20 protein-coding genes are annotated in these 19,682 nt (G+C 40.3%); 10 read left to right on the top strand and 10 right to left on the bottom strand.

The annotated features are described in order from the left end of the window. Positions 1-107: 107 nt before the first annotated feature. The 4 genes from FR932_RS09060 to FR932_RS09045 all read left to right on the top strand — a co-directional run bounded on the left by FR932_RS09060 (position 108) and on the right by FR932_RS09045 (position 3,395). Positions 108-1,322 carry a sensor domain-containing diguanylate cyclase gene (locus FR932_RS09060; RefSeq protein ID WP_019441844.1) on the top strand — a complete coding sequence of 405 codons (1,215 nt, stop codon included), beginning with the start codon at positions 108-110 and terminating at the stop codon, positions 1,320-1,322. Positions 1,323-1,384: 62 nt separating this feature from the next. After that, on the top strand, positions 1,385-1,873 hold the full coding sequence (locus tag FR932_RS09055; RefSeq protein ID WP_019441845.1) for a LysR family transcriptional regulator: 489 nt from the start codon (positions 1,385-1,387) through the stop codon (positions 1,871-1,873). After that, positions 1,795-2,766: an NCS2 family permease gene (locus FR932_RS09050; RefSeq protein WP_081588320.1), complete on the top strand. Its 972-nt coding sequence runs from the start codon at positions 1,795-1,797 to the stop codon at positions 2,764-2,766. The genes FR932_RS09055 and FR932_RS09050 overlap by 79 nt, the downstream gene beginning before the upstream one ends. A gap of 194 nt (positions 2,767-2,960) precedes the next feature. Continuing rightward, complete coding sequence (locus FR932_RS09045) at positions 2,961-3,395, top strand: GNAT family N-acetyltransferase (protein ID WP_019441847.1); 435 nt, start codon at positions 2,961-2,963, stop codon at positions 3,393-3,395. Positions 3,396-3,400: 5 nt separating this feature from the next. Here the strand turns inward: FR932_RS09045 and FR932_RS09040 are convergent, their stop codons facing one another. Next, positions 3,401-4,504 carry a flavin monoamine oxidase family protein gene (locus FR932_RS09040; RefSeq protein ID WP_019441848.1) on the bottom strand — a complete coding sequence of 368 codons (1,104 nt, stop codon included), beginning with the start codon at positions 4,502-4,504 and terminating at the stop codon, positions 3,401-3,403. Between the two features lie 97 nt (positions 4,505-4,601). Next, positions 4,602-5,270: a cupin domain-containing protein gene (locus tag FR932_RS09035; RefSeq protein ID WP_019441849.1), complete on the bottom strand. Its 669-nt coding sequence runs from the start codon at positions 5,268-5,270 to the stop codon at positions 4,602-4,604. 130 nt (positions 5,271-5,400) lie between these two features. Here FR932_RS09035 and gcvA point away from each other — a divergent pair, with 130 nt between their 5' ends. Continuing rightward, positions 5,401-6,324, top strand: a complete 924-nt coding sequence (gene gcvA, locus FR932_RS09030) for a transcriptional regulator GcvA (protein ID WP_019441850.1) — start codon at positions 5,401-5,403, stop codon at positions 6,322-6,324. Here gcvA and FR932_RS09025 read toward each other — a convergent pair. After that, positions 6,311-7,072 carry an enoyl-CoA hydratase/isomerase family protein gene (locus tag FR932_RS09025; RefSeq protein ID WP_019441851.1) on the bottom strand — a complete coding sequence of 254 codons (762 nt, stop codon included), beginning with the start codon at positions 7,070-7,072 and terminating at the stop codon, positions 6,311-6,313. The genes gcvA and FR932_RS09025 overlap by 14 nt on opposite strands. A 326-nt stretch (positions 7,073-7,398) precedes the next feature. Here FR932_RS09025 and FR932_RS09020 point away from each other — a divergent pair, with 326 nt between their 5' ends. The 4 genes from FR932_RS09020 (at position 7,399) to FR932_RS09005 (ending at position 10,225) form a co-directional block, all read left to right on the top strand. Further along, the gene (locus tag FR932_RS09020; RefSeq protein WP_019441852.1) at positions 7,399-7,956 is read left to right on the top strand and encodes a hypothetical protein; all 558 of its coding nucleotides are present in this window, start codon (positions 7,399-7,401) and stop codon (positions 7,954-7,956) included. A gap of 153 nt (positions 7,957-8,109) precedes the next feature. After that, positions 8,110-8,496 carry an autonomous glycyl radical cofactor GrcA gene (grcA, locus tag FR932_RS09015; protein ID WP_019441853.1) on the top strand — a complete coding sequence of 129 codons (387 nt, stop codon included), beginning with the start codon at positions 8,110-8,112 and terminating at the stop codon, positions 8,494-8,496. Between the two features lie 236 nt (positions 8,497-8,732). Next, positions 8,733-9,155, top strand: coding sequence for an MAPEG family protein (locus tag FR932_RS09010; protein ID WP_019441854.1), 423 nt, complete (start codon positions 8,733-8,735; stop codon positions 9,153-9,155). Between the two features lie 92 nt (positions 9,156-9,247). Continuing rightward, positions 9,248-10,225, top strand: a complete 978-nt coding sequence (locus FR932_RS09005) for a hypothetical protein (protein ID WP_019441855.1) — start codon at positions 9,248-9,250, stop codon at positions 10,223-10,225. Between the two features lie 12 nt (positions 10,226-10,237). On the opposite strand, the gene FR932_RS09000 is transcribed toward FR932_RS09005, so the two are convergent. The 3 genes from FR932_RS09000 to FR932_RS08990 all read right to left on the bottom strand — a co-directional run bounded on the left by FR932_RS09000 (position 10,238) and on the right by FR932_RS08990 (position 12,744). Continuing rightward, the gene (locus FR932_RS09000) at positions 10,238-10,585 is read right to left on the bottom strand and encodes a DUF4156 domain-containing protein (RefSeq protein ID WP_019441856.1); all 348 of its coding nucleotides are present in this window, start codon (positions 10,583-10,585) and stop codon (positions 10,238-10,240) included. 114 nt (positions 10,586-10,699) lie between these two features. Then, on the bottom strand, positions 10,700-11,995 hold the full coding sequence (locus tag FR932_RS08995) for an MFS transporter (protein WP_151676829.1): 1,296 nt from the start codon (positions 11,993-11,995) through the stop codon (positions 10,700-10,702). Then, positions 11,995-12,744 carry a glycerophosphoryl diester phosphodiesterase gene (locus FR932_RS08990; RefSeq protein ID WP_019441858.1) on the bottom strand — a complete coding sequence of 250 codons (750 nt, stop codon included), beginning with the start codon at positions 12,742-12,744 and terminating at the stop codon, positions 11,995-11,997. The genes FR932_RS08995 and FR932_RS08990 overlap by 1 nt, the downstream gene beginning before the upstream one ends. Positions 12,745-13,244: 500 nt before the next feature. Between FR932_RS08990 and trhO the strand changes: the two genes are divergently transcribed. Next, entirely contained in the window at positions 13,245-14,249 is a 1,005-nt protein-coding gene (gene trhO / locus FR932_RS08985) for an oxygen-dependent tRNA uridine(34) hydroxylase TrhO (protein ID WP_019441859.1), read from the top strand. A 146-nt stretch (positions 14,250-14,395) separates the two neighbouring features. Here trhO and FR932_RS08980 read toward each other — a convergent pair whose 3' ends face one another. The 4 genes from FR932_RS08980 to FR932_RS08965 all read right to left on the bottom strand — a co-directional run bounded on the left by FR932_RS08980 (position 14,396) and on the right by FR932_RS08965 (position 19,664). Next, positions 14,396-15,460: a hypothetical protein gene (locus tag FR932_RS08980; protein ID WP_019441860.1), complete on the bottom strand. Its 1,065-nt coding sequence runs from the start codon at positions 15,458-15,460 to the stop codon at positions 14,396-14,398. Between the two features lie 41 nt (positions 15,461-15,501). Next, a complete protein-coding gene (locus tag FR932_RS08975; RefSeq protein ID WP_019441861.1) occupies positions 15,502-16,812 on the bottom strand; it encodes a BamA/TamA family outer membrane protein in 1,311 nt (436 codons plus the stop codon). Positions 16,813-17,141: 329 nt separating this feature from the next. Then, positions 17,142-18,434, bottom strand: coding sequence for a BamA/TamA family outer membrane protein (locus tag FR932_RS08970; protein WP_019441862.1), 1,293 nt, complete (start codon positions 18,432-18,434; stop codon positions 17,142-17,144). Positions 18,435-18,548: 114 nt separating this feature from the next. Next, entirely contained in the window at positions 18,549-19,664 is a 1,116-nt protein-coding gene (locus FR932_RS08965; protein ID WP_019441863.1) for a hypothetical protein, read from the bottom strand. Between the last annotated feature and the right edge of the window lie 18 nt (positions 19,665-19,682).

The raw sequence follows: 19,682 nt of genomic DNA, 5'->3' as shown, positions 1-19,682 counted from the left end.
TTGAATAATAACTCTTACTTGATGTTTTTAATCATGGTTTAAAAGTAGAGTATTTGCTAATATTCAAAACTATATTAAGTCTGTATTTTGTTATTATTAGGTTATTTATGTTGAAAATACCATTTAGATGCTCGATAAATAATGCGAAGCAAGCGGTTGTCGCTACATTTATTGCACTAGCATTCGTGATTTCGAGTGTTGTAGCCATTGCCACTCCAATTACCTATGACCTAGTATGGAATGCGCTTTTCGATGTCGCTATGGAGCAGAATGAACAGCAAGCGCTAAAGTTTGAGGCATTCGCAAAAACAAGTATTCTTCAGGGCGAACCAGCTGTTGGCGTGATTAAACAGTTTCAAGATATTTTTCAAGGTAGCAGTTATGATCCCAGTAACTATGTTTGTTTAGTGGATGAAAATGGCGAGGTGATTGCGCATCCAGAAATGTCGTTTGTGGGTAATGTCATTGATATTAACTACCAATTAAAGCAAGAAGCATTAGCCGCCGCGAAACACGCTTATGTTGACATATCATTGATAACAAAAAATATTAATGCTGATTTTAGTTCGAGTAATCAGCCATCCCGTAGTGTTGTTAAATATACGGAAGATGGCTATATGGAAGCGATTTATCAATATCCATTGCCTGATATTGATGCGACGTTATGGATCCACATTGATGTCGCAGTACTCGATCAGAAAACAGAAAAAGTAATGATGGCGATTGGCGCAGTGATCATCCCTGCGCTGCTAATCATGATCGCAATTGGTACGTTTGCGGTGAGAATTGTTGAACGTTCGTTTGAATCGAAATTAGAAAAACAAGCCCGTACCGATGGCTTAACTGGCCTCGCCAATCGTCGCCATTTTGATGACCAACTTGAAGTTGAATGGAAGCGCGCTTTTCGTAAAGGCGGTTCTGTATCATTGGCAATGCTCGATATTGATTATTTTAAACTGTATAACGATAACTATGGCCACCAAGCTGGTGATGAGGTTATTCAACAAGTTGCTCATTGTTTGAATATGAAGGTGCAACGTTCGTCAGATACGGTCGCGCGTTATGGTGGTGAAGAGTTCGCGATTATTATGGTTGATTGTACAGAGCAAGAGGCGGCCTTATTTATGCAAAGACTTGTTATCTCGATCGAGGAATTACAGCTTTTACATGCATACTCAAGTTGTTCTCAATACATCACTTGTAGTTTGGGTATTGCGACGTTAAAAGCAACTGAAGATGTTGATCACTCGATGCTGTTACGATTAGCTGATAACGCGCTTTATCGCAGTAAGGCCAAGGGACGTAATAATTTATGCAGTTAATGGTTTTTATCGGGCTGAGAGTATTGCTACAATAGTGGTTCACTTTAGCAAGGATCTGCCTGATGAGTTTTGACAGTAAATGGCTAGAGGATTTTTTAACCCTCAATGAAACGCGTAACTTCTCGAAAGCGGCGCAATTAAGGCATATTACCCAACCTGCGTTTGGACGACATATTAAAGCCCTTGAAGCGGCTGTTGGCCAGCAGTTGGTCGATCGCAGTTCTCAGCCGATCCGCTTTACACCCGCTGGTAAGCAATTTCGCAGTTTGGCACAGAGTTTGTTAAAACAGCTTAATCAAGGTTTAGATCAAATCAATGGCATTGACCAGCCTATCCTAGATCCTTTACGTATTGCCTCGCCACATTCATTGTCTTCACCAACGCTAATCGAACTGATGGATATTGCCGAATCACCACAATCTTTGACCTATAGTGTCGATATTTTACGGGTTGATTTAGCGGTTAAATCATTATGGCTGTATCATTTCTGGGTATTCGTGACTTTATTGTGCGCGTTATACCGCACAGCATCAAGGTATCTGTTGGTGTAGGTATTGGTTTGTTTATTGCTTTACTAGGTTTGAAACAAGCGGGTATTGTCATTGCTAATCCATCTAAGAATGTACTTAACTTAGGTGATTTATCTTCTGCTAAAGCGCTGATGTCGATGGTTGGTTTCTTTTTAGTGATGTTCTTTGTCGCGAAGAAAACCCGTGGCGGCATCATTTTAGCTATCTTAATTACGACGGCGATTAGTATTCCCTTTGGCTTGGCTAAAGTACCTGAATCATTGTTTGCTATGCCGGGTAGCATGGAAGGTATGTTGTTTGAGATTGATATTTTAGGTGCACTAGACCCGAAGTATTTACCTTTCTTATTAGCTTTCTTTATTCCTGATTTCTTCTCGACATTAGGCACGCTGCTGGGTGTGGGTTCACAAGCGGGTTACTTAGACAAAAATGGTAACTTGCCAGGTATTGAAAAGAACTTCCACGTTGATTCATGTGCAACGACCTTTGGTTCATTCTTTTCATGTCCAGTACTGACTACATATCTAGAAAGTTCTGCGGGTGTTGAAGCGGGTGGTCGTACTGGTTTCACTGCGGTTGTGACAGCTATCTTGTTCTTATTTACGTTGTTCTTATCGCCATTAGCGACAATGATCCCAACGGTAGCGACAGCACCTGTGCTTATCTACATTGGTTTTTCGATGATGTCGTCTATGAAGAAAGTGAACTACGATGATATTACTGAATACTTCCCCGCGTTTATCTGTGTTGCTATGACTATCTTTAGCTTTAACTCAGGTAACGGTATCGCAGCTGCGATGGTTGTGTATGCTTTCCTTAAGATTGTGACGGGTCGTATGAAAGAAGACCATTGGTCTGTGTATGCAATTGCACTGGCGATGATTTACTACTTCTCGGTAGTAGCTAGTCATTAATCTTTACAACGCTGATGAGTTGATAGAATAGTTATTAATTTAGAATGATTAAGAGCCAACACAGACTTAGGTTTATGTTGGCTTTTTTGTTTCTGAATTCTAATCTAATAAGCTTGTTATATTAATTACTTATAGGTACTCTTCGTTTTTAGTTATCAATCAAACTTATTGAAATACTTCAGAATGTAGGGCTAATGAATATTGCATACCGACTTGCGACTGAGCAAGATTATGATTTCGCGTTTAAGTTAAAAAAAGCGGCGGAATACGAGCCGATTAAAGCTATTTTTGGTTGGGATGAAGCAGTCCAGCAGCAAATGCATGCGCAAGAGTGGGCAGATGGTAAACCCATGTTGATATGTATTGATGGGTTCGCGGTTGGCAGTTATAAGATTGAAATGGAAAGTAACCATATTCATTTCTGTCGCTTTTTCTTATTACCTGAATATCAGGGGAAAGGTATTGGTAGTCAGGTATTAAAGCAGCTGATTTCTTTTGCTAAAGAGAAACAATTACCTTGCAAGCTAAGCCATTTACAAGGTAATCGAGTAGGTGAGTTATATGCACGTTTTGGCTTTGTGATTGATAGCTGTGATGAACAGTTTGTTTATATGTCTAGAGCTATGTAAATGACTTAAATCTGTGTAATGACCATTTCAGCCGCCTCTAATGCGCCTTCGATATAACCGCCGTTTTCTTCTGCGGCTTCAGTACCTGCAAAGTACCATCCCTGTTGATATACACTTGCTAGTGCTGATTTAACATCGCGTAACCCATAATGCGGGTGGGCACTCGGTGCGTTTTTATCGGCATCTGTGGCTGTTAGTGTTTCTTGGCTCCAGTCTACTAACTTCACATCAATTGGTTGCGCCGCTTGTTCACCGTAAACCCGTACAAGTTGTTTTACCGCTAACGATTTGATGAGTTCATTACCTGCTGATTGGCGAGTGTGGGCATCGATACCGACAAAGCCAAATAGCGCACCTTTGCCACTGTTCGTCACGTTATTCGTCGCGTCAATCGTACTAGCATCATGTATTTCTGCTAGCGGACCCACTTGGCTGCTGGCAGAACCGGACAAACCTGTTTTACGCCAAAACGGAGTATCATAAACAGCAAAGAATTTGGCGTGTGCTGCCATCCATGTCGCAGTCGCTGAAAACTTGTTTTGCACTTGCTTTGGTAATGCCGGAGTAAACTTAATACTGCTTGCAAGTAAGCGCAGTGGCATCGCGAAGATAACCTGACGCGCTTGGATTGTTTGTGATTCACCGTTGATGTGAGCAGTCACGATAGAATAGCTATCTTGTGTTGTCGATTGATGTTCTACGTGAGTTACTTTGGTATTACAGATAATGCGCTCACTTGAAAGTTTGCTCATAACCCCATCAACCACCGTTTGCATGCCATCTGCAACCCGCATTGATTGTGGCGAGCCCGCATAACCTGATTCATAACGTAGCGGGGCTTTATTTTCATGTTTATCAAACAAGAATGCACCTTTATCATGCTGTGGGAATACTGGTAGCTGCAGATCATCAATTAATTGAGTAATGCGCGGGTGCATGTCAGGCCAAAACCAAGATGGTCCCATATCAAACTTGTCTTCAGTATATATTCGCCCGCCAAGTCGATGACGGCCTTCAAGTAAAATATAGTCTTTACCTTGTTGTTCTAATAAGTAAGCTGCATATAAACCGCTTAATCCACCGCCAACAATAACAAATTCAGTTTTCATATTTTAAGTATCCAGATTTTAAGTATTAAAGCAGTCGCTAATAAACGGTTTGTTACAAATTATCGCGCTGTTATGGGGGCTTCTTATGATCGACTTTTTATAAACGATAGCTATGATGACCAGTTTTTATCCAAACGGTACAGCCATCAGCGCTGGTGGTGATATCTAACGCTTCACCAACCGGTAAACGCAGCCAATCAAGTGATTTAAACGATTCACCTTGATGATTTAATTCACCAGCAACCACCAGTACTTCAATACCACCTGTGTTGTCTAAAGTGATTTGTGAGTTAGGTGCCCAGCGTTCTAAGCGCACGATTTCTTGTTTGAAAGCATGCAGTAATTGGTATTGTACTGCTACGCGGTGTTCATCTTGAATGAACGCTTGGCTGGCGGTATTAATCGTTACATCTTGATCGTCACCGTTTTGGAATTGACCGAGTTTAACGATGATCATGCAGCCGTCTTTTACTATTGGCGCGTGCTCTGTACCAACGGGGTTACGCTTATAAGTACCGACAGGATAGTCACCGTGTTCATCGGCAAATACACCGGCTAATACCAAAAATTCTTCGCCACCGGTATGCACATGATTAGTAAAATAGCTGTTGGCATCATAGTTAACCAGTGTTGTCGGTGTTGCCGCGAACTCTGCGCCATCACGCTCTAACATTTTACGTGATACACCTTTTAATGGAGAAGGGACCCAAGTTGATGCATTAAAGAATACCTTGGCTGACTGGGTTAGATCGCTATTAATGTTCATATCGTTGTCCACAGATGAAGTGCTTTATGTTGTAATTATGGATTTAATCTTTGCATATTACAAAGCACTACTTCTATACTGTCGATATAGTTTTTCTTTAGTGGTTAACTGCGGCGAGGCAACAACGTAAATGAATAATATAGCCCATTTAAATGCAGTACGTGCTTTTGAAGCATCAGCAAGGCACCTTAGTTTTTCTTTGGCGGCAAACGAGCTAAATGTCACACCTGCGGCTATCGGTCAGCAAGTACGTTTATTAGAAGAATGGCTAGGGGTAAGCTTGTTTATTCGCGCGAGCAGTGGCACTTCACGCCTTACATTAACGGCGCAGGCTAAAATGGCGTTGCCGGAAATTAGCCTGGGTTTAGAGCACATATCGCAAGGGCTCGCATTATTACAAAAACCGATTATCAACAATGCCATTACCGTGTCGGTGAGCCCTGCGTTTGCGGCGAAATGGTTATTGATGCACATTGATGATTTTCAGTTTAACCATCCCGATTATGATCTGCGTTTAAACACCAATTCGCGCTCGGTTAATTACTTTGCTGAAGACATTGATATCGGTGTGCGTTATGGCAAGGGTAATTGGCCTGGGTTGTCGCAAACATTACTTATGGATGAAGATATCTTTCCCGTGTGCTCGCCCGATCTGATTAAGCAGGGGTTAGCGTTACCGACAGATCTAGCGGATTATCCCTTATTACATGATCACTCTATGCCTGTAAGCTCGGGTTTTCCGACTTGGGCTAGTTGGTTAGCAGTACAGGGCATTGATAACGTAAACACCAATAAAGGCTTGAAAATTAATAACTCGGCATCGGTCATACAAGCCGCCGTGGCTGGGCAGGGCGTTGCATTAGGGCGCAGTGTATTGGTGAAAGATGATCTTGCTTGTGGGCGTTTAGTTAAACCATTTCCAGCACTTGATAGCAGCACTGAGTTGGCTTATTACATTGTTTGGCGGCCTGAACATGATACGTTAGCGAAAGTGCAGGCCTTTAAGGTATGGTTATTAGAGACGGTTGAAGCTCAGGCTGTTAACAACAACTAAAGTCTGGTTGGCGTTTTTCCATAAAAGCGTTAACCGCTTCGCGAGACTCGGGTTGGGTGACTAAATGCGCGAGGTTTTTATTTTCATATTCGATTAGTGCCAAAAGCTTAGGTCGAGATGCTTTCATTAGCATGGCTTTACTTGTACGCATCGCAATGGGCGCTAATTTAGCAAGACTTTCCGCTTTTGCCGTTGCCGTATCATCTGCCGATTCACATACCTGATTAGCAAAGCCCAGGGTTACCGCTTCATCTGCTAACATACGTTCGCCAGCAAGTAGCATCGCTTTGGCTTTGCGTATACCAATATGTTGGGCGAGTAATTCACTTGAACCAAGTTCAGGACATAATCCCATCGCGATGAAAGGGGTTTGGAACATTGCTTTTGGTGATAGATATAGGAAATCGACAAATTGTAATAAGGTTGTACCAACGCCAATGGCTGGCCCATTAACTGCTGCAACGATGGGTTTATCACAATTAATTAAGGCGCGCATAAACCGAGCGCCATGTTGGTCTGGCTTACCTTCTGACATCGCTTGAAAATCTTGCATGTCATTACCGGCACAAAAGATATCATTTGTGGCTTTAATTAATACGACGCGAATGAACTCGTCTTGTTGCGCTTGCTCTAATCCCTGCGCAAGTGATAAATACATCGCTTGATTTAACGCATTCCGCGCTTTAGGGCGATTGATAGTCAGGGTTAAAATATGCCCTTGCACAACTGAGGTGATAAAATCATCCATGTTCTAAACCTTAAAGTGAGGTGGGTATTTATATAATAGCCATTAAGGTGTTAATTTAGCATAACTGTCATTTCAGATTTGTAGCGTGAGTCACGTGTGTTTTTTATGGCTTAAATGATGTTTTATTTTGTGAACTAAGGCGTTAATTATATTGTTTATTTATAGCTTAAATCACAACTATACTCGACAATTCGGCATACGTAATATAGACAAGCCGAATACATTTTTTCTCTTGTGTACTTCACTTATATGGATAAGCAAACTAAGGTTTAGCAAGTAAATACGTTTTATTGTCATGATTACAGATGTATTAGGTGGTGAGTCATATGTTAAGACACTATTACATAGCGGATGACCTGAATGAATTAGTTATGGTTGAAAAGGAACTTGAAGAAGAGGGATTTACCGAACCTCAAATCCACGTATTAAGCTTAGATAATGTCAGTATTTCCGAATATAAATTGAATAACGTCGAGCCTGTATTTAAACAAAACGTGCTTCAAGGACTGGGTCTTGGCGCCGTTATTGGTGGTTTTATTGCACTGATTACATTAATCGTACCTTACTTTTATGGGTGGCATACAGCGGCTATAGGCTGGGAAATATTTATATTAATCGCATTGTGCAGTTTTATTTTTTGTACTGGGGAAGGAGGTTTTTTAGGTTTCAAAAAACCGAATACCCGGTTTGCTCGATTTCAAACCTTACTAGAAAAAGGTAAACACATCTTGTTTGTCGATGTAGACCCAGTTCAAGAACATAATTTTAGAGTGATAATGAAAACCCATCCACGTGTTAAATCTGCAGGCTGTGGTGCAGCCGTACCACATTGGCTGGTAAGCTGCCAAGATGCTTTTCAGAGTGTTAGAAAACGTGTATTTTAACAGGGTTAAAGCAGCTACTTAACGCATGTTTAACTTAAAATAAACAGAAATTTAAACTACCCATAAAGTATTAATTAATTTTGGTTTAACCCTTGTATTATTAAGGTTTCTTGTTGTATGGTGAGGTAATCCATACAACAAGAAGGTAACACAATGAGTAAATTACAAGGTATTCAAATCACTAAAGCTGACGATCAGCGTCTTAATAATTCAATTTGGCTCATTGATAACAGTGCTGAACAAGCAAGATGCATTGGTACAGTAGACGACTTTATCGCTCAAGACGCAGTTGTTACTTTAGCTGAACTGGGTAACTTTGAGTCGCGTGATATTGCAATTGAAGAGCCTGCAAAAATTGAAGGTGGTCAACACCTAAACGTAAACGTGTTAACGCGTGAAACCCTTGAAGATGCAATTAAAAATCCAAGTGCTTACCCACAGTTAACAATCCGTGTATCGGGTTATGCAGTGCGTTTTAACTCATTAACACCAGAGCAGCAACAAGACGTTATCAGCCGTACATTCTCTAAAACAATGTAATGCTGTTTTAAGGTATCGTTTAAGGCATGGTTTAAAATCTGCTAACGATATTGCTTAGCGATCCCCCTAAAGCCTCTGTTTTTACCGAGGCTTTTTTATTTTATAACGTCTCTATTTATTCAACCCTTATCACTCTTTCCCTACTTATCTAATTCAATTGTGATTAATCATTTCCCTTAGCTTGGTTTTTACTTTATATCTAGTGCTATCTAATTTAGACAAAAGGAAAGAGCACGATGGATGGAATAGCCATTTTATATCCACTACTTGGGCATATGTTGCTAGTTATATCACTGTATATTTTGTTGATAATGCGCAAGTCAAAAGCGATTAAAGCCAAGGCAGTCGATTTTAATAAAACCGCGTTAAACAACAAAGCTTGGCCGGAAGATGTGGTGCAAGTATCTAATAACTTAGATAATCAGTTTGAATCTCCGCTGGTATTTTACGGCTTGTGTATCATTACAGTGCTGGTGGGTGCGGTAAATAGTTTTGCTATTGGATTGTCAGTTGCATACGTGGTGTTTAGATATATCCATGCTTATGTGCATGTGGGTACTAACTATGTTCCATATCGTTTACGTGCGTTTGCGCTGTCTTTAGTGGCAATGCTACTGCTGCTAATTCAAACTTCGGTGCATATTATGATGAATATCTAGTCATCGATTTTATTATGGCGGGATCACATTAATGTTTATACACTTTACTTAGTTCCTCTTAACAATGTCTTGTTTGTAGAGTGTTATTGCGCATGAAGGTAATTATCGCCTGTATCTGTTTATCAAGTTCTTTCGCTGTTTTATCAGAAGAGATAACGGCAGAAGATATACTCCCGACAGGAGAAGTAGTCTCGGTAAAAGAACCCGTCTCGGCAGAAGAACTCGTCTCGGAAAAAGAAAATGTACCCACGGTTGATGTGCTACAAAGCCAGCTTAATACCATGATGCAAGATACCGCTGCTTGGGTTGATGATATTGGTAGTGATGACAGTAACGGGGACAAAGGCTCAGCTAATGGCTATTTACAATTATCTTGGTTACCCCGCACCGCAGATTTAGGCGATGTCGATGCTAATTTTAAAGTTTCTTTGCATTTACCAAAGTGGGATGAAAGGTTTGCTTTGGTTATTGATAATAATGATGAAGATGAACTATTATTAGATTATGAATCGAAAGATATTGATAACGAGCAAGAGGGGATCAATTTTGCATTTCAATATATTAAGCGGTTTGGTCAAGAAAGACAGGTTAAAAATAGAGTTGGCTTTAGTCGAAGTCAGGTATATCTAAGGAGTGAAATACAGTTTAATTGGCAGGTTCGGCATGTTGATTTTAGTTTGCAGCCTCGTTTAACTTATTTTATAGAAGACGGCTGGGAGCCAAGTATCAAAACGGCTGCTGCTTATCCGTTGGAAAGCAGTTATTTGTCTTTATCCGCCAGTTGGCAAAAGTTGCAGACGGAAGCAAATACCAGACGCAAGATAGGTTTTTATCATATCAAACCTACCGGCAAGAATCAGCTACTTGTCAGTGGTGTGCAATACAGTAAAAGCAATGATGCAGAAGATATTCCCAATGAAAATTACTTCATTTCGATTCGTTATCGAAACCTCATGTATAAGTCCTGGATGTACTATGAAGTAGAACCATTTACTGAGTTTAATCAAGCTAATGACTTTAAAACAGAGGTTGGTATTATCTTTAGCTTAATCAGTTATTACGGACATTAATGATAATCTCGGCTATTGTGGACAGTCATAAGCTTGAGCGAAAAAAGTCACTGATGTATTAAAGCTCAAGTTATATTGAATGTGAATAGCGTTAGCACCCATAGCATTGGCTTGATTTTTTAAATCATGAATACTGCCAAGCGTGAGGTCTTTGTTAGAAATAAATAGATAGTTGTACCAAGTCCCTTCAGAGCCGACTAACTCATCAACGAATGTACATTGTTCTAGGTGTGCGTATGCATCATAAATCTTAATGACGTTGGTTGTGTCATCGAGTGGCTGGATATCGAATAAGCTACAAGAGGTAAGTGTTAAAGCAGTAATAAAGATGAATAAGGTTCTGAAATGATTGAATATCATATTGTCTGGCCGCTGCTTGTGGTTTTAATAATTAAGCGTATTTTAATAATTAAGTGTACAGCGCTTTAAAAATAGCCGCAATTGCTGCGGCTATTTTATTTTTAGGTGCAAATATTAAGTTAACGTAGCGTCTTCAGCAGAGATATCGCCATCACCTTGTTTGCGCTTTAATAGCAGCAGGCAAATTGCAGTGAACATACCAAATGCAGACACACTTAGTCCAATACCAAAGATCATTTGGTAAGCTTCAACAGCTGGGTAAGTATCAATGATCCAACCGTTTAGTGCGTAAGCCCAAAATACCGATGCATAAGCTGCGAATGAACCAACACTCATGGCTGCGCCACTGAATTCTTTCGGCACGCCTGCTTCAGCAATCGGCGCTAAGATAATGCCTTTTGCTAGGAAGATACTAAACGAGAAACACATAAGTAGGATCATGTTCATCACCAACATTTCTGCAGATTTAGGCAGTAAAATGGTAATACCTAAGCAAACAACAGTAAGACCTAGCGCACACAGCATCATTTTAATTGATGACTTAAATACAAAGTCAGCAATCGAACCCGCTACAAGACCAGCAACAACACCCATCGCACCGGTGTTAATGATACCGAAGATAGCCGCTTCAGCCGTGGTTAAACCAAATACTGCTTGTAAGTAAGGCACTGTGTAGATAAGTGTAATGTAAGTCCAGTAAACTGTTAGCGACGTCAGTGCTGCTAACCATACTGTTGGCATTTTTAATACGTAGAATAAACCTTGTAATGCCGCTTTGTTTTTACTTTCGCCTGCTTTAACTTCTAATTGATTGTCTGGTACGAATTTCCATACACAGAAGATCATTGGTAGGATAAGTAGCGTATAGAATACGATAGCGCCTTGGAAAATTAAGATTGAACCACTGACTAGCGCCATGATACCAACGATTATTGCGTTCATGCTCATTTCTGTCGCGCGACGGATAGATTCTAACAAACCAAATGCCATGCCTTTGTTGTTATCGCCTGACATTAAGTTTACGCCGTTAACAACTGCAGGCCAGAAGATCGCGTCGATTAGACCCCAAAGTCCGGCAATGACGATCAAGTAGGTAAATTCTGGTTGGAAGATAATGATGGCCATCATGCTCAAAAAACGAATGAACATACTGGTCATTAGAATCGAACGCACAGAGAAACGGTTGTTTACCCAACCTGCTGGAATGTAGAAGAACATCGCAGAACCAATTAAGGTAAACAATACGCCCATTTGCGTATTATCGATGTTTAATACTTCAAGCAGTAAGTTATAAAACGTACCTTTAAATGCTTCAAAAGCAGAGTAAATGATTTGTCCTGATAGCACGACAGACAAAAAACCGTAAAAGCGGGTTTTCGAGTCGAAGCCAATTTTGCCTAATAAGCTCATTATTTGTTACCTAGTGTTTTGTATTTTGATGGGAATTTATGGGCGATATCGGTACAAATACCGTCAACACCCCAGTTGAATAGTTGATTTGCACGGGCAAGATCGTTGACTGTCCATACGTTAACTTTAAAACCAGCGGCTTTAAATTTGTGTACCATTTCTTGTGTTAACCCTTTGTCTTCCGGGTGGATATAATCTGCATTACACCAATCTAAGATAGAGTTCCAATCGTCCCACAAGGTGTGGCTTTCAAATAAGCAAGCAACTTGAGTTTCAGGGCTACGACGTTTAAATTCGGTTAGTGCAAGGTGATTGAAGCTTGATACGATGAGTTCACGTTCTGGGTTCAGTTCTTTTAAACCGGCAATGAGGTTATCAATCAGAACATAGCTGAGTGCAGCACTTGCTGCGCATGATTTAATTTCGATATTCATATTTAGTTCAAGCTTATTGGCTAGGGCAATCAGCTCTTGCAGGGTCGGTAGTTTTTCACCAATGAATTCATCTGCAAACCAGCTACCAGCATCGATATTAGCGATATCGTCGTGACTGATTTTACATAATTGACCACTCTTATCAGTACAGCGATCTAGTGTATCGTCATGAGAAACAATGATCGTACCGTCTTTTAAAATATCGACGTCACATTCGAACCATTGGATATTATGTTCTTTACATAAAGAAAATGCGGCTAATGTGTTTTCTGGTGCCAGTGATGACATTCCACGATGAGCAATCAATCTTTTCATTTTTAACCTTTTTGCAACTAAATGATGGCGAGATAATAAGGGAGATTATATAAACGAAATGTGACATGCATACAATTATCACCATTCGAAAGTCTAAATGCTCAAATAAAGGTTCCGTTTGTTCGATTTATCACCTACTTACGTGTTTTATCACTAGTGCAAATACGTAAGCGAATGTGTAAGTTTCGTTTGAAGGTTACATGTGAAGGTATAAATAGGTGTGTTTGTAAGCAGGGTTAAGGCAGGGTTAAATTCTGTAAGGTAAATTGTGTGGTTATTATTATGTTTTCGGTATCGTTAATATGACATGTTAATTTTATTATCATCGTAATGACATGATTAGAATATACTATTAACTGGTGTGATTTGGAGGCGTAGAGATTAGGCTTGATTGATCTAGATCAATTTTACTGGTCGAGATATCGCATTTCTGTTACCATCGCCGCCTTAATCTACAGCTCTGGATTTACGTTCCAGTTAGCTCAATGGGGAATTACCAAATGTCAGCACCAATTACGACCAATAATACCGCTCAAATTACAGTTTGTGCATTATACAAATTCGTACGTTTAGAAAACTTTGAAGCGTTACGCGCGCCTTTATTAGCAAAAATGGAAAGCCAAGATGTTCGCGGTACGCTGTTATTAGCGGCTGAGGGTATCAACGGTACTATTGCTGGGCCACAAGCAGGTATTGATGCTGTATTAAGCTTTTTATCTCAAGACCCAAGTCTGGGCGAAATCTCTTTCAAACAATCTTATAACGATGAGAACCCGTTCTTGCGTACTAAGGTTAAGTTGAAAAAAGAAATCGTAACCATGGGTGTTGAAGGAATCGATCCTAACCAAGTTGTGGGTACTTATGTGCAACCGAAAGATTGGAATGCACTTATTTCAGATCCGGAAGTGATCTTAATTGATACCCGTAACGATTATGAAATTGAAATCGGGACATTCCAAAACGCAGTTAACCCGAATACTGCAACGTTCCGTGAGTTTCCTGAGTATGTGAAAAACAACTTAGATAAAGAAAAGCACAAGAAAGTTGCTATGTATTGTACGGGTGGTATTCGTTGTGAAAAATCGACTGCTTATTTAAAAGAGCAAGGTTTTGACGAAGTATATCACTTAGAAGGCGGTATTCTTAAGTATCTTGAAGATGTGCCAAAAGAAGAAACCATGTGGGAAGGCGAGTGCTTTGTATTCGACGGCCGTGTTTCTGTGAATCACGACTTAGAGCAAGGCGAATGTGATCAGTGTTTCGCTTGTCGTTACCCGTTAACACAAGACGAATTACAAAGTGAACATTACGTGAAAGGCCTAAGCTGCCACCGTTGTCATGATCAGGTAACTGATGAGCAACGTAGCCGTTTTGCTGAACGTGAACGTCAGATGGAATTAGCAGAAAAGCGTGGCGAGTCACATATCGGTGGTGAGATTAAACACATCATTGATGAACGTCGTGTTGAAAAAGCGAAGAAGAAAGCTGAGCAGAATTCAAAATAAGGTTTAAACTTATTTGAGTGTTTAGCTAAGACTAAAAAGCCGCTGTTACTTGCTGAAATTAAAATAACAGTAGAGTAACAGCGGCTTTTTATTATCTATAGATTAATCTTTAACTGTAGTGTTTGGTTTTTACTAATGAGTCGATATTAGAAACGGCGACCTATAGAGAAGATCACTTGGTTCCAGTTTAGGAAACCATATTCTAAAAACATATTCCATTCTTGTTTTGGACCAAAGTCGTAAACCATACTCACAGACATGTTACTGGTTTCTTGGCTCTTAAGCGCAACATCATAGTCAACATCAAGATAACCATCAGGTAAGTCAAACGAGTAAGAACCGGTGATATTTTGGTTTATTAATTGATAGTTATAACCAAGTAATACTGCTAATTGCCCACCCGGTACAGCGTAACGTTGGCCAGCGCGGAATGAACCAATATAAGTCTGAATCGTGCTATCTGTGGTTGTTGTCCATGAATTGGTAAATGCTGTTACAGCAGTAAAAATGAATGGGTGCATACCAGGAATAACTTCAACTTGGCCTGCTAGTACTTGGCCAATACCGACATTATAAGCTTCGTATTCAATCGGTAATACAAGCGGTTGAGATATACCAATTGATGATAAATCCATGGCTATATCTTTATTACCTTTGGTGTAACCCAATAATCCGTAAATATTCCAAAACGGTAAGATCCAAGCATCTACTTTTAACTGTACACTTTCATCTTCGCCTGTAATTGAAATTAGATCTGCAGGAATTTCTATATTTTTATCTATATTAATAACTTTATCGGGTAGCTTTGGAAGTTTAGCTGGTTTGATTATTTGTCCTTTTAAACCAAGCTTAAATGCATCTTGTGCGGTATAACCCACCTCTTGCTTGTTATAAAAAACATTAAAACCCAGTGGGATAGGGAGTTGATAACCCATTTCACGGGCTTTCTTGCCTAAGAAAGGTAAACCACTCCAGTGCTCTTCTTGGATCGCGATCTCTTGAGACTCAAGCGATTGTAATCCTAATACCGCTTCGCCTTGAGGCTTAAATGATTCAGGGAATGACGGCGTATTATTATTTGAATCAATAGCAGCAGATGTTTCTGACGTTAATGTGATAGCTGCTGATTGTTGATCTAACTGGCCAGCATCGTTTGCAAAAGCAAGCGGGGTAGTTAAGGTTGTTAATAGAGAAAATGTTTTTAATTTCATGGTATTGCAAGAGTCCAAAATATAAATTTGTAAAGTAGTGTTTAAAAAGCTTCTGTGAATGTCAGAAATAACCCACTGTCATCCGCACTAAAACCAAAATCGATACGCACATTCATACGTGGCTGTAATTCATAGCGATAACCAACACCGTAGCTATATAAAAGGTTTTCATATAAATCAGTGTCGTCACCTGCAACCGAACCTATACCACCCCAAACAGTCATACCGTGGGCAGATAAATTGCCGTTATCGCGCAAGAAAGTGTGACGGTATTCAACCGTGTGCTCAATAGCATTATTGTCTCTAAAGCGGCCTGCATATAAACCACGCAATGAAAAGCTACCGCCTAACGTTGGCATGTCATAGAAAGGGACATCGCCATTACTCCATTGCATGGCATTGTAAATAGCAACAACACGGCCGGGGTTAAAGCTATGGTAATAACGATAATCGAGTAATACTTTTTGATAGTCATTGTCGCTACCGATCACCGAACCATAGTTAATATATTCAAAATTGAGGTATTGGCCTTCCCACGCGTTAACTGTCACGTCTCGCGTATCGTAATTTACCGTTACGCCTAAGCCGATAGATAAAGGTTTGTCTTTAAATTCGTTAAAGTTATCGTCTAGACTGGCGGTAAGTGGGATCTCATCTTCGTCAGCTTGGTAGTATTTCAGGCGTAAAGCAGGACCAAAATAGAAGCCATAGTCATTTTTAAAAGACAAGTTGGCATCATAAGTGAGTGCAGTATTGCGTAACAAGGTATCGTCTGACGCATCTTGGGCTTTGCCCTTGTCATAACCAATCCCCCAGTAATGCTCTGCGTTATCGCTAAAGTTTAATACGCCCGCGAAACGAATATCATTGTTATCAAAAAACAAATTCTGTTTGGAACGAAGACCATAACCAAAGCCAGCGTCACCTTGTGTAGCAACGGCAAATAAAGACACGCTTGAGCGTTGTAGAGCTTGCTCTTCGCGGTTACTACTAAATGAAAACAGTCCACCAGCAGCAACCATAAAACCTGTTTCAGGGGTATAAGCTGGGCCACCTAACCAGGACGTGATTGATGACCCGTTTTTTTCTTGGTGATCATCAATTGCATATTCAAGATCAGCTTGTCGTTGACTTAACGTTTCACATACTTCTGCTTCACAGTCATCCAGGGCAGCATCAAGTGCATCAATCGCAGTATTGTATTCTTCAGTGCGTTGTTGTGCTTGCGTGTCTGTCGAAAAGAAATGCATCTCTGTTACATCTGTAGGTAAATACTGATACTCGGTGAGTGGATCTGCATTTACGATTAACGGAGTGAAAGCAAGTAAAGGTACGTAAAATCGTTTAATCAAGAGATCTCCAAAAATGGTATTTATAAGCGGCGTGATTGTAAATTTAAAGTTGTGAAAAATACGTGAAAGTGCCCGCTAATTGAGGCACTTATTATGATAGAGAGGAGCCCGTTTTATTTATCCGGATTCTAAAGAGGGGGTATTCTAGGTGTGCACTTAGGTTAATTCAAGGTGCTGAAAGCATTCAATAATGAACAACTAGATTTGTTATGTTTTACTATGTAGGTATTATTTTGTGATGTTTTCGGAAGCTAAATCATACTGCGCGAGGTGTCATCGTGTGATGAAGTGATACTGTTTGTTGCTGTTAAGTATATTTCATCGTTGATTTAGAAAGGATGGTCTACCATCAACCATAGGTTAGTGCTTTCATCGGAAACGGCAATATCTGCTCTGATCACCATACCTGCCATTAAGGAGCGTAAAGAAACACCTACATCAGTTTTTATATCCGCAAATAATGCGTCGCTGGTATAAGCATCCGCTACTTGTCCAGCTTCAGCAAAGCCGACTAACTGAAACCAATCAAGGCGTAAGAATTTCAACCAGCGTATATCTGCAATTGGGTTATGTTTAAAGGTATAACGATATTCTAGGCTACCATAAATAGCCGCTTTATCATGAAATCTATTTTGGTCATAACCACGCATACGATAGAAGCCGCCTAATGTAGCGCCTTCATTATACGGTGCTGAATTAGTCACTTGTTGACCACCGGCATTATCATACTCAAGCTGCCAAGACGGTGAATAACCAGTCCAAAAATTCATTGCGATAATACGTTGTGATGCACCTTCAGATTGTCCAAGCGAGACATATTTACTCATTTCGAGATCAATGAATGTCCATCGACGATCGGAATCGAGCCAAGCAGGATCGTGGGTTATGGCAATATATTGGCTACTGCCAGTTGAGGGATTAATTGCAAAGTCAGTATTGTTGTATAATAACCCCAGTTCAAAAGCATGGATAGTGCCATCAATCGCATCTGGTCCAGTTTCGAAGCTTTGGTAGCGATTAAACTGCCTTAGAATTAATACTGATGCACCGGTGTCTAATGGATTCCATGATTCACCGCCAGTTGGCTCAGAGGTTAATAAACCACGGCTAGTTTCATAGTTAACCATCCCCTGATTTCGGGTCGCGCCGATGGGCAATGAAAACTCTAATTTCATTTCCCACCAATTTGACGACCCATTAGCTTCTATATAATTGTCGTTCGATGAATCATTACTGCCAGCTAATGGATCGCTAATCGGAGTGTAGATATCTCTGGGGCTGGCATAAGCTCGTTGATCAGGATAGTACCCCAGCATGCCTAATATGCTAAAGTATAAGCGGTCTGTTTTTGGTAAGCGATAATCCCAAACACCGGCGCCAACGCCATAACTTACGTCACCACCAAATGCCGCACCACCTATGGTCATTTGATCTTGATAATAACCGCTGACCATACCACCGACGCCTATATTTAACCCCATTGAGTCTGTAGAAAATAAATACGGCAGGATTAATTTTTCTGTCACCTTATTCGGCGTTTCTGCACGATTTAGGGTTGATTTAACTTTTGCTGAAGGCTTGGCATGGACAATAACGTTGAATGCAGAGAAACAGGTAACCATCACGATAACAACTCCTAGTCGAGTGATGCTCTTCAATTTCCTTTCTAATTGCATGGATACTCCATATCCCTATAATCAATCTCTTCAATATTAGTCTAATACAGCGACAAATGGTTAATAACGATAAGACAGGTTGGTAATAAATTGCTGGCGACTCGCGCCACCGATGCCGCCATACTCAAAAGCCACCATCCAGTGTTTACTTAAGTTATAACTACCGCCGACCAGTCCCATCCATTTATCGACATTCTCTTGCTCGACTTTATAATCAATGCTTTGATCTGTACCTGGAATAGGCTGCGAACCTGACAGCGTTAACTGGCTTTTTAAATAACTGGTGCCGACGTACAGCGATAAGCTTGAGCCGTTATTAAACTGAAATTGCTTACCAACTCTTGGTAGCACATTGACCACATAACCCTCGGTGTCACTGCGATCCATATCGGTCCAAGTGAATGTAACTGGCACGGAAATAAAGTAACTGTTCCAACCGCCAACAAACATCATACCCGCACCGTAAGACATCCCGGTTAAGCTAGCTTCAATGTCTTCGACTTCAAGACGTTGGTCTGTCAGTAGATAGCATTCTGGCGGCTTTATTCTTGATGAACAATCTGTCCCCAATTGCGCTAATGCTTGATTACCATCAATAGCAAAGTTAATACCGACAGTTCCCGTTAATTTACCGACTGTGGCAAATACATTCATAAAAGGTAATACCCAAGCATCTAACTTCAACTGTGGGGTATGGGTATTGGATTCGGTGTTATCAAACGAAACAAAATCGATGTCATACTTTGGCCCACCACCGTAACCAACCGATAAGTCAGTTAGCGTCATATCCTGTTGGACGTTGGCATAAATAATACTGATACCAAATGGCAGCGGTAGGTCATAACCATTCATGATGACGTCTTCAGCAAAAAAGGGTAAAGCGTGTTCCCATTTCTTCCCTGGATTAGCTGTTTTTTTATCTGCTATTGGAAGATCTAATTTTGATGTTTTACTTTCAATATCCTCCTGCGTCAGGATCGCTGCATTTTGCTCTTGAGACATATCTTGAGACATAAGAGACGGTAAACCAAATATAGTATCATCTTGCACATCAAATAACGGTGGGAATAACGCATTACTGCTTGCTGTATCAGCTTGTGCCACAGAATCTGTATTGTTTGCAAAAGTGAGTGGCGCTGTTAAAGCCGTTAATAAAGTAAGTGTTATTCGTTTCATCGTGTTGAAAAAATCCAA

The organism is Moritella marina ATCC 15381 (assembly GCF_008931805.1).
GTDB classification, from domain to species: domain Bacteria; phylum Pseudomonadota; class Gammaproteobacteria; order Enterobacterales; family Moritellaceae; genus Moritella; species Moritella marina.
The sequence above is the reverse complement of the archived record's forward strand: the minus strand, read 5'-3'. Positions and strand labels throughout refer to the sequence as shown.

What these genes read in the sequence shown, in the direction of transcription:
- FR932_RS09060 (WP_019441844.1), top strand. Translation starts at nt 108, where the DNA reads ATGTTGAAAATACCATTTAGATGCTCGATAAATAATGCGAAGCAAGCG.
- FR932_RS09055 (WP_019441845.1), top strand. Translation starts at nt 1,385, where the DNA reads ATGAGTTTTGACAGTAAATGGCTAGAGGATTTTTTAACCCTCAATGAA.
- FR932_RS09050 (WP_081588320.1), top strand. Translation starts at nt 1,795, where the DNA reads ATGGCTGTATCATTTCTGGGTATTCGTGACTTTATTGTGCGCGTTATA.
- FR932_RS09045 (WP_019441847.1), top strand. Translation starts at nt 2,961, where the DNA reads ATGAATATTGCATACCGACTTGCGACTGAGCAAGATTATGATTTCGCG.
- FR932_RS09040 (WP_019441848.1), bottom strand. Translation starts at nt 4,504, where the DNA reads ATGAAAACTGAATTTGTTATTGTTGGCGGTGGATTAAGCGGTTTATAT.
- FR932_RS09035 (WP_019441849.1), bottom strand. Translation starts at nt 5,270, where the DNA reads ATGAACATTAATAGCGATCTAACCCAGTCAGCCAAGGTATTCTTTAAT.
- gcvA (WP_019441850.1), top strand. Translation starts at nt 5,401, where the DNA reads ATGAATAATATAGCCCATTTAAATGCAGTACGTGCTTTTGAAGCATCA.
- FR932_RS09025 (WP_019441851.1), bottom strand. Translation starts at nt 7,072, where the DNA reads ATGGATGATTTTATCACCTCAGTTGTGCAAGGGCATATTTTAACCCTG.
- FR932_RS09020 (WP_019441852.1), top strand. Translation starts at nt 7,399, where the DNA reads ATGTTAAGACACTATTACATAGCGGATGACCTGAATGAATTAGTTATG.
- grcA (WP_019441853.1), top strand. Translation starts at nt 8,110, where the DNA reads ATGAGTAAATTACAAGGTATTCAAATCACTAAAGCTGACGATCAGCGT.
- FR932_RS09010 (WP_019441854.1), top strand. Translation starts at nt 8,733, where the DNA reads ATGGATGGAATAGCCATTTTATATCCACTACTTGGGCATATGTTGCTA.
- FR932_RS09005 (WP_019441855.1), top strand. Translation starts at nt 9,248, where the DNA reads ATGAAGGTAATTATCGCCTGTATCTGTTTATCAAGTTCTTTCGCTGTT.
- FR932_RS09000 (WP_019441856.1), bottom strand. Translation starts at nt 10,585, where the DNA reads ATGATATTCAATCATTTCAGAACCTTATTCATCTTTATTACTGCTTTA.
- FR932_RS08995 (WP_151676829.1), bottom strand. Translation starts at nt 11,995, where the DNA reads ATGAGCTTATTAGGCAAAATTGGCTTCGACTCGAAAACCCGCTTTTAC.
- FR932_RS08990 (WP_019441858.1), bottom strand. Translation starts at nt 12,744, where the DNA reads ATGAAAAGATTGATTGCTCATCGTGGAATGTCATCACTGGCACCAGAA.
- trhO (WP_019441859.1), top strand. Translation starts at nt 13,245, where the DNA reads ATGTCAGCACCAATTACGACCAATAATACCGCTCAAATTACAGTTTGT.
- FR932_RS08980 (WP_019441860.1), bottom strand. Translation starts at nt 15,460, where the DNA reads ATGAAATTAAAAACATTTTCTCTATTAACAACCTTAACTACCCCGCTT.
- FR932_RS08970 (WP_019441862.1), bottom strand. Translation starts at nt 18,434, where the DNA reads ATGGTTACCTGTTTCTCTGCATTCAACGTTATTGTCCATGCCAAGCCT.
- FR932_RS08965 (WP_019441863.1), bottom strand. Translation starts at nt 19,664, where the DNA reads ATGAAACGAATAACACTTACTTTATTAACGGCTTTAACAGCGCCACTC.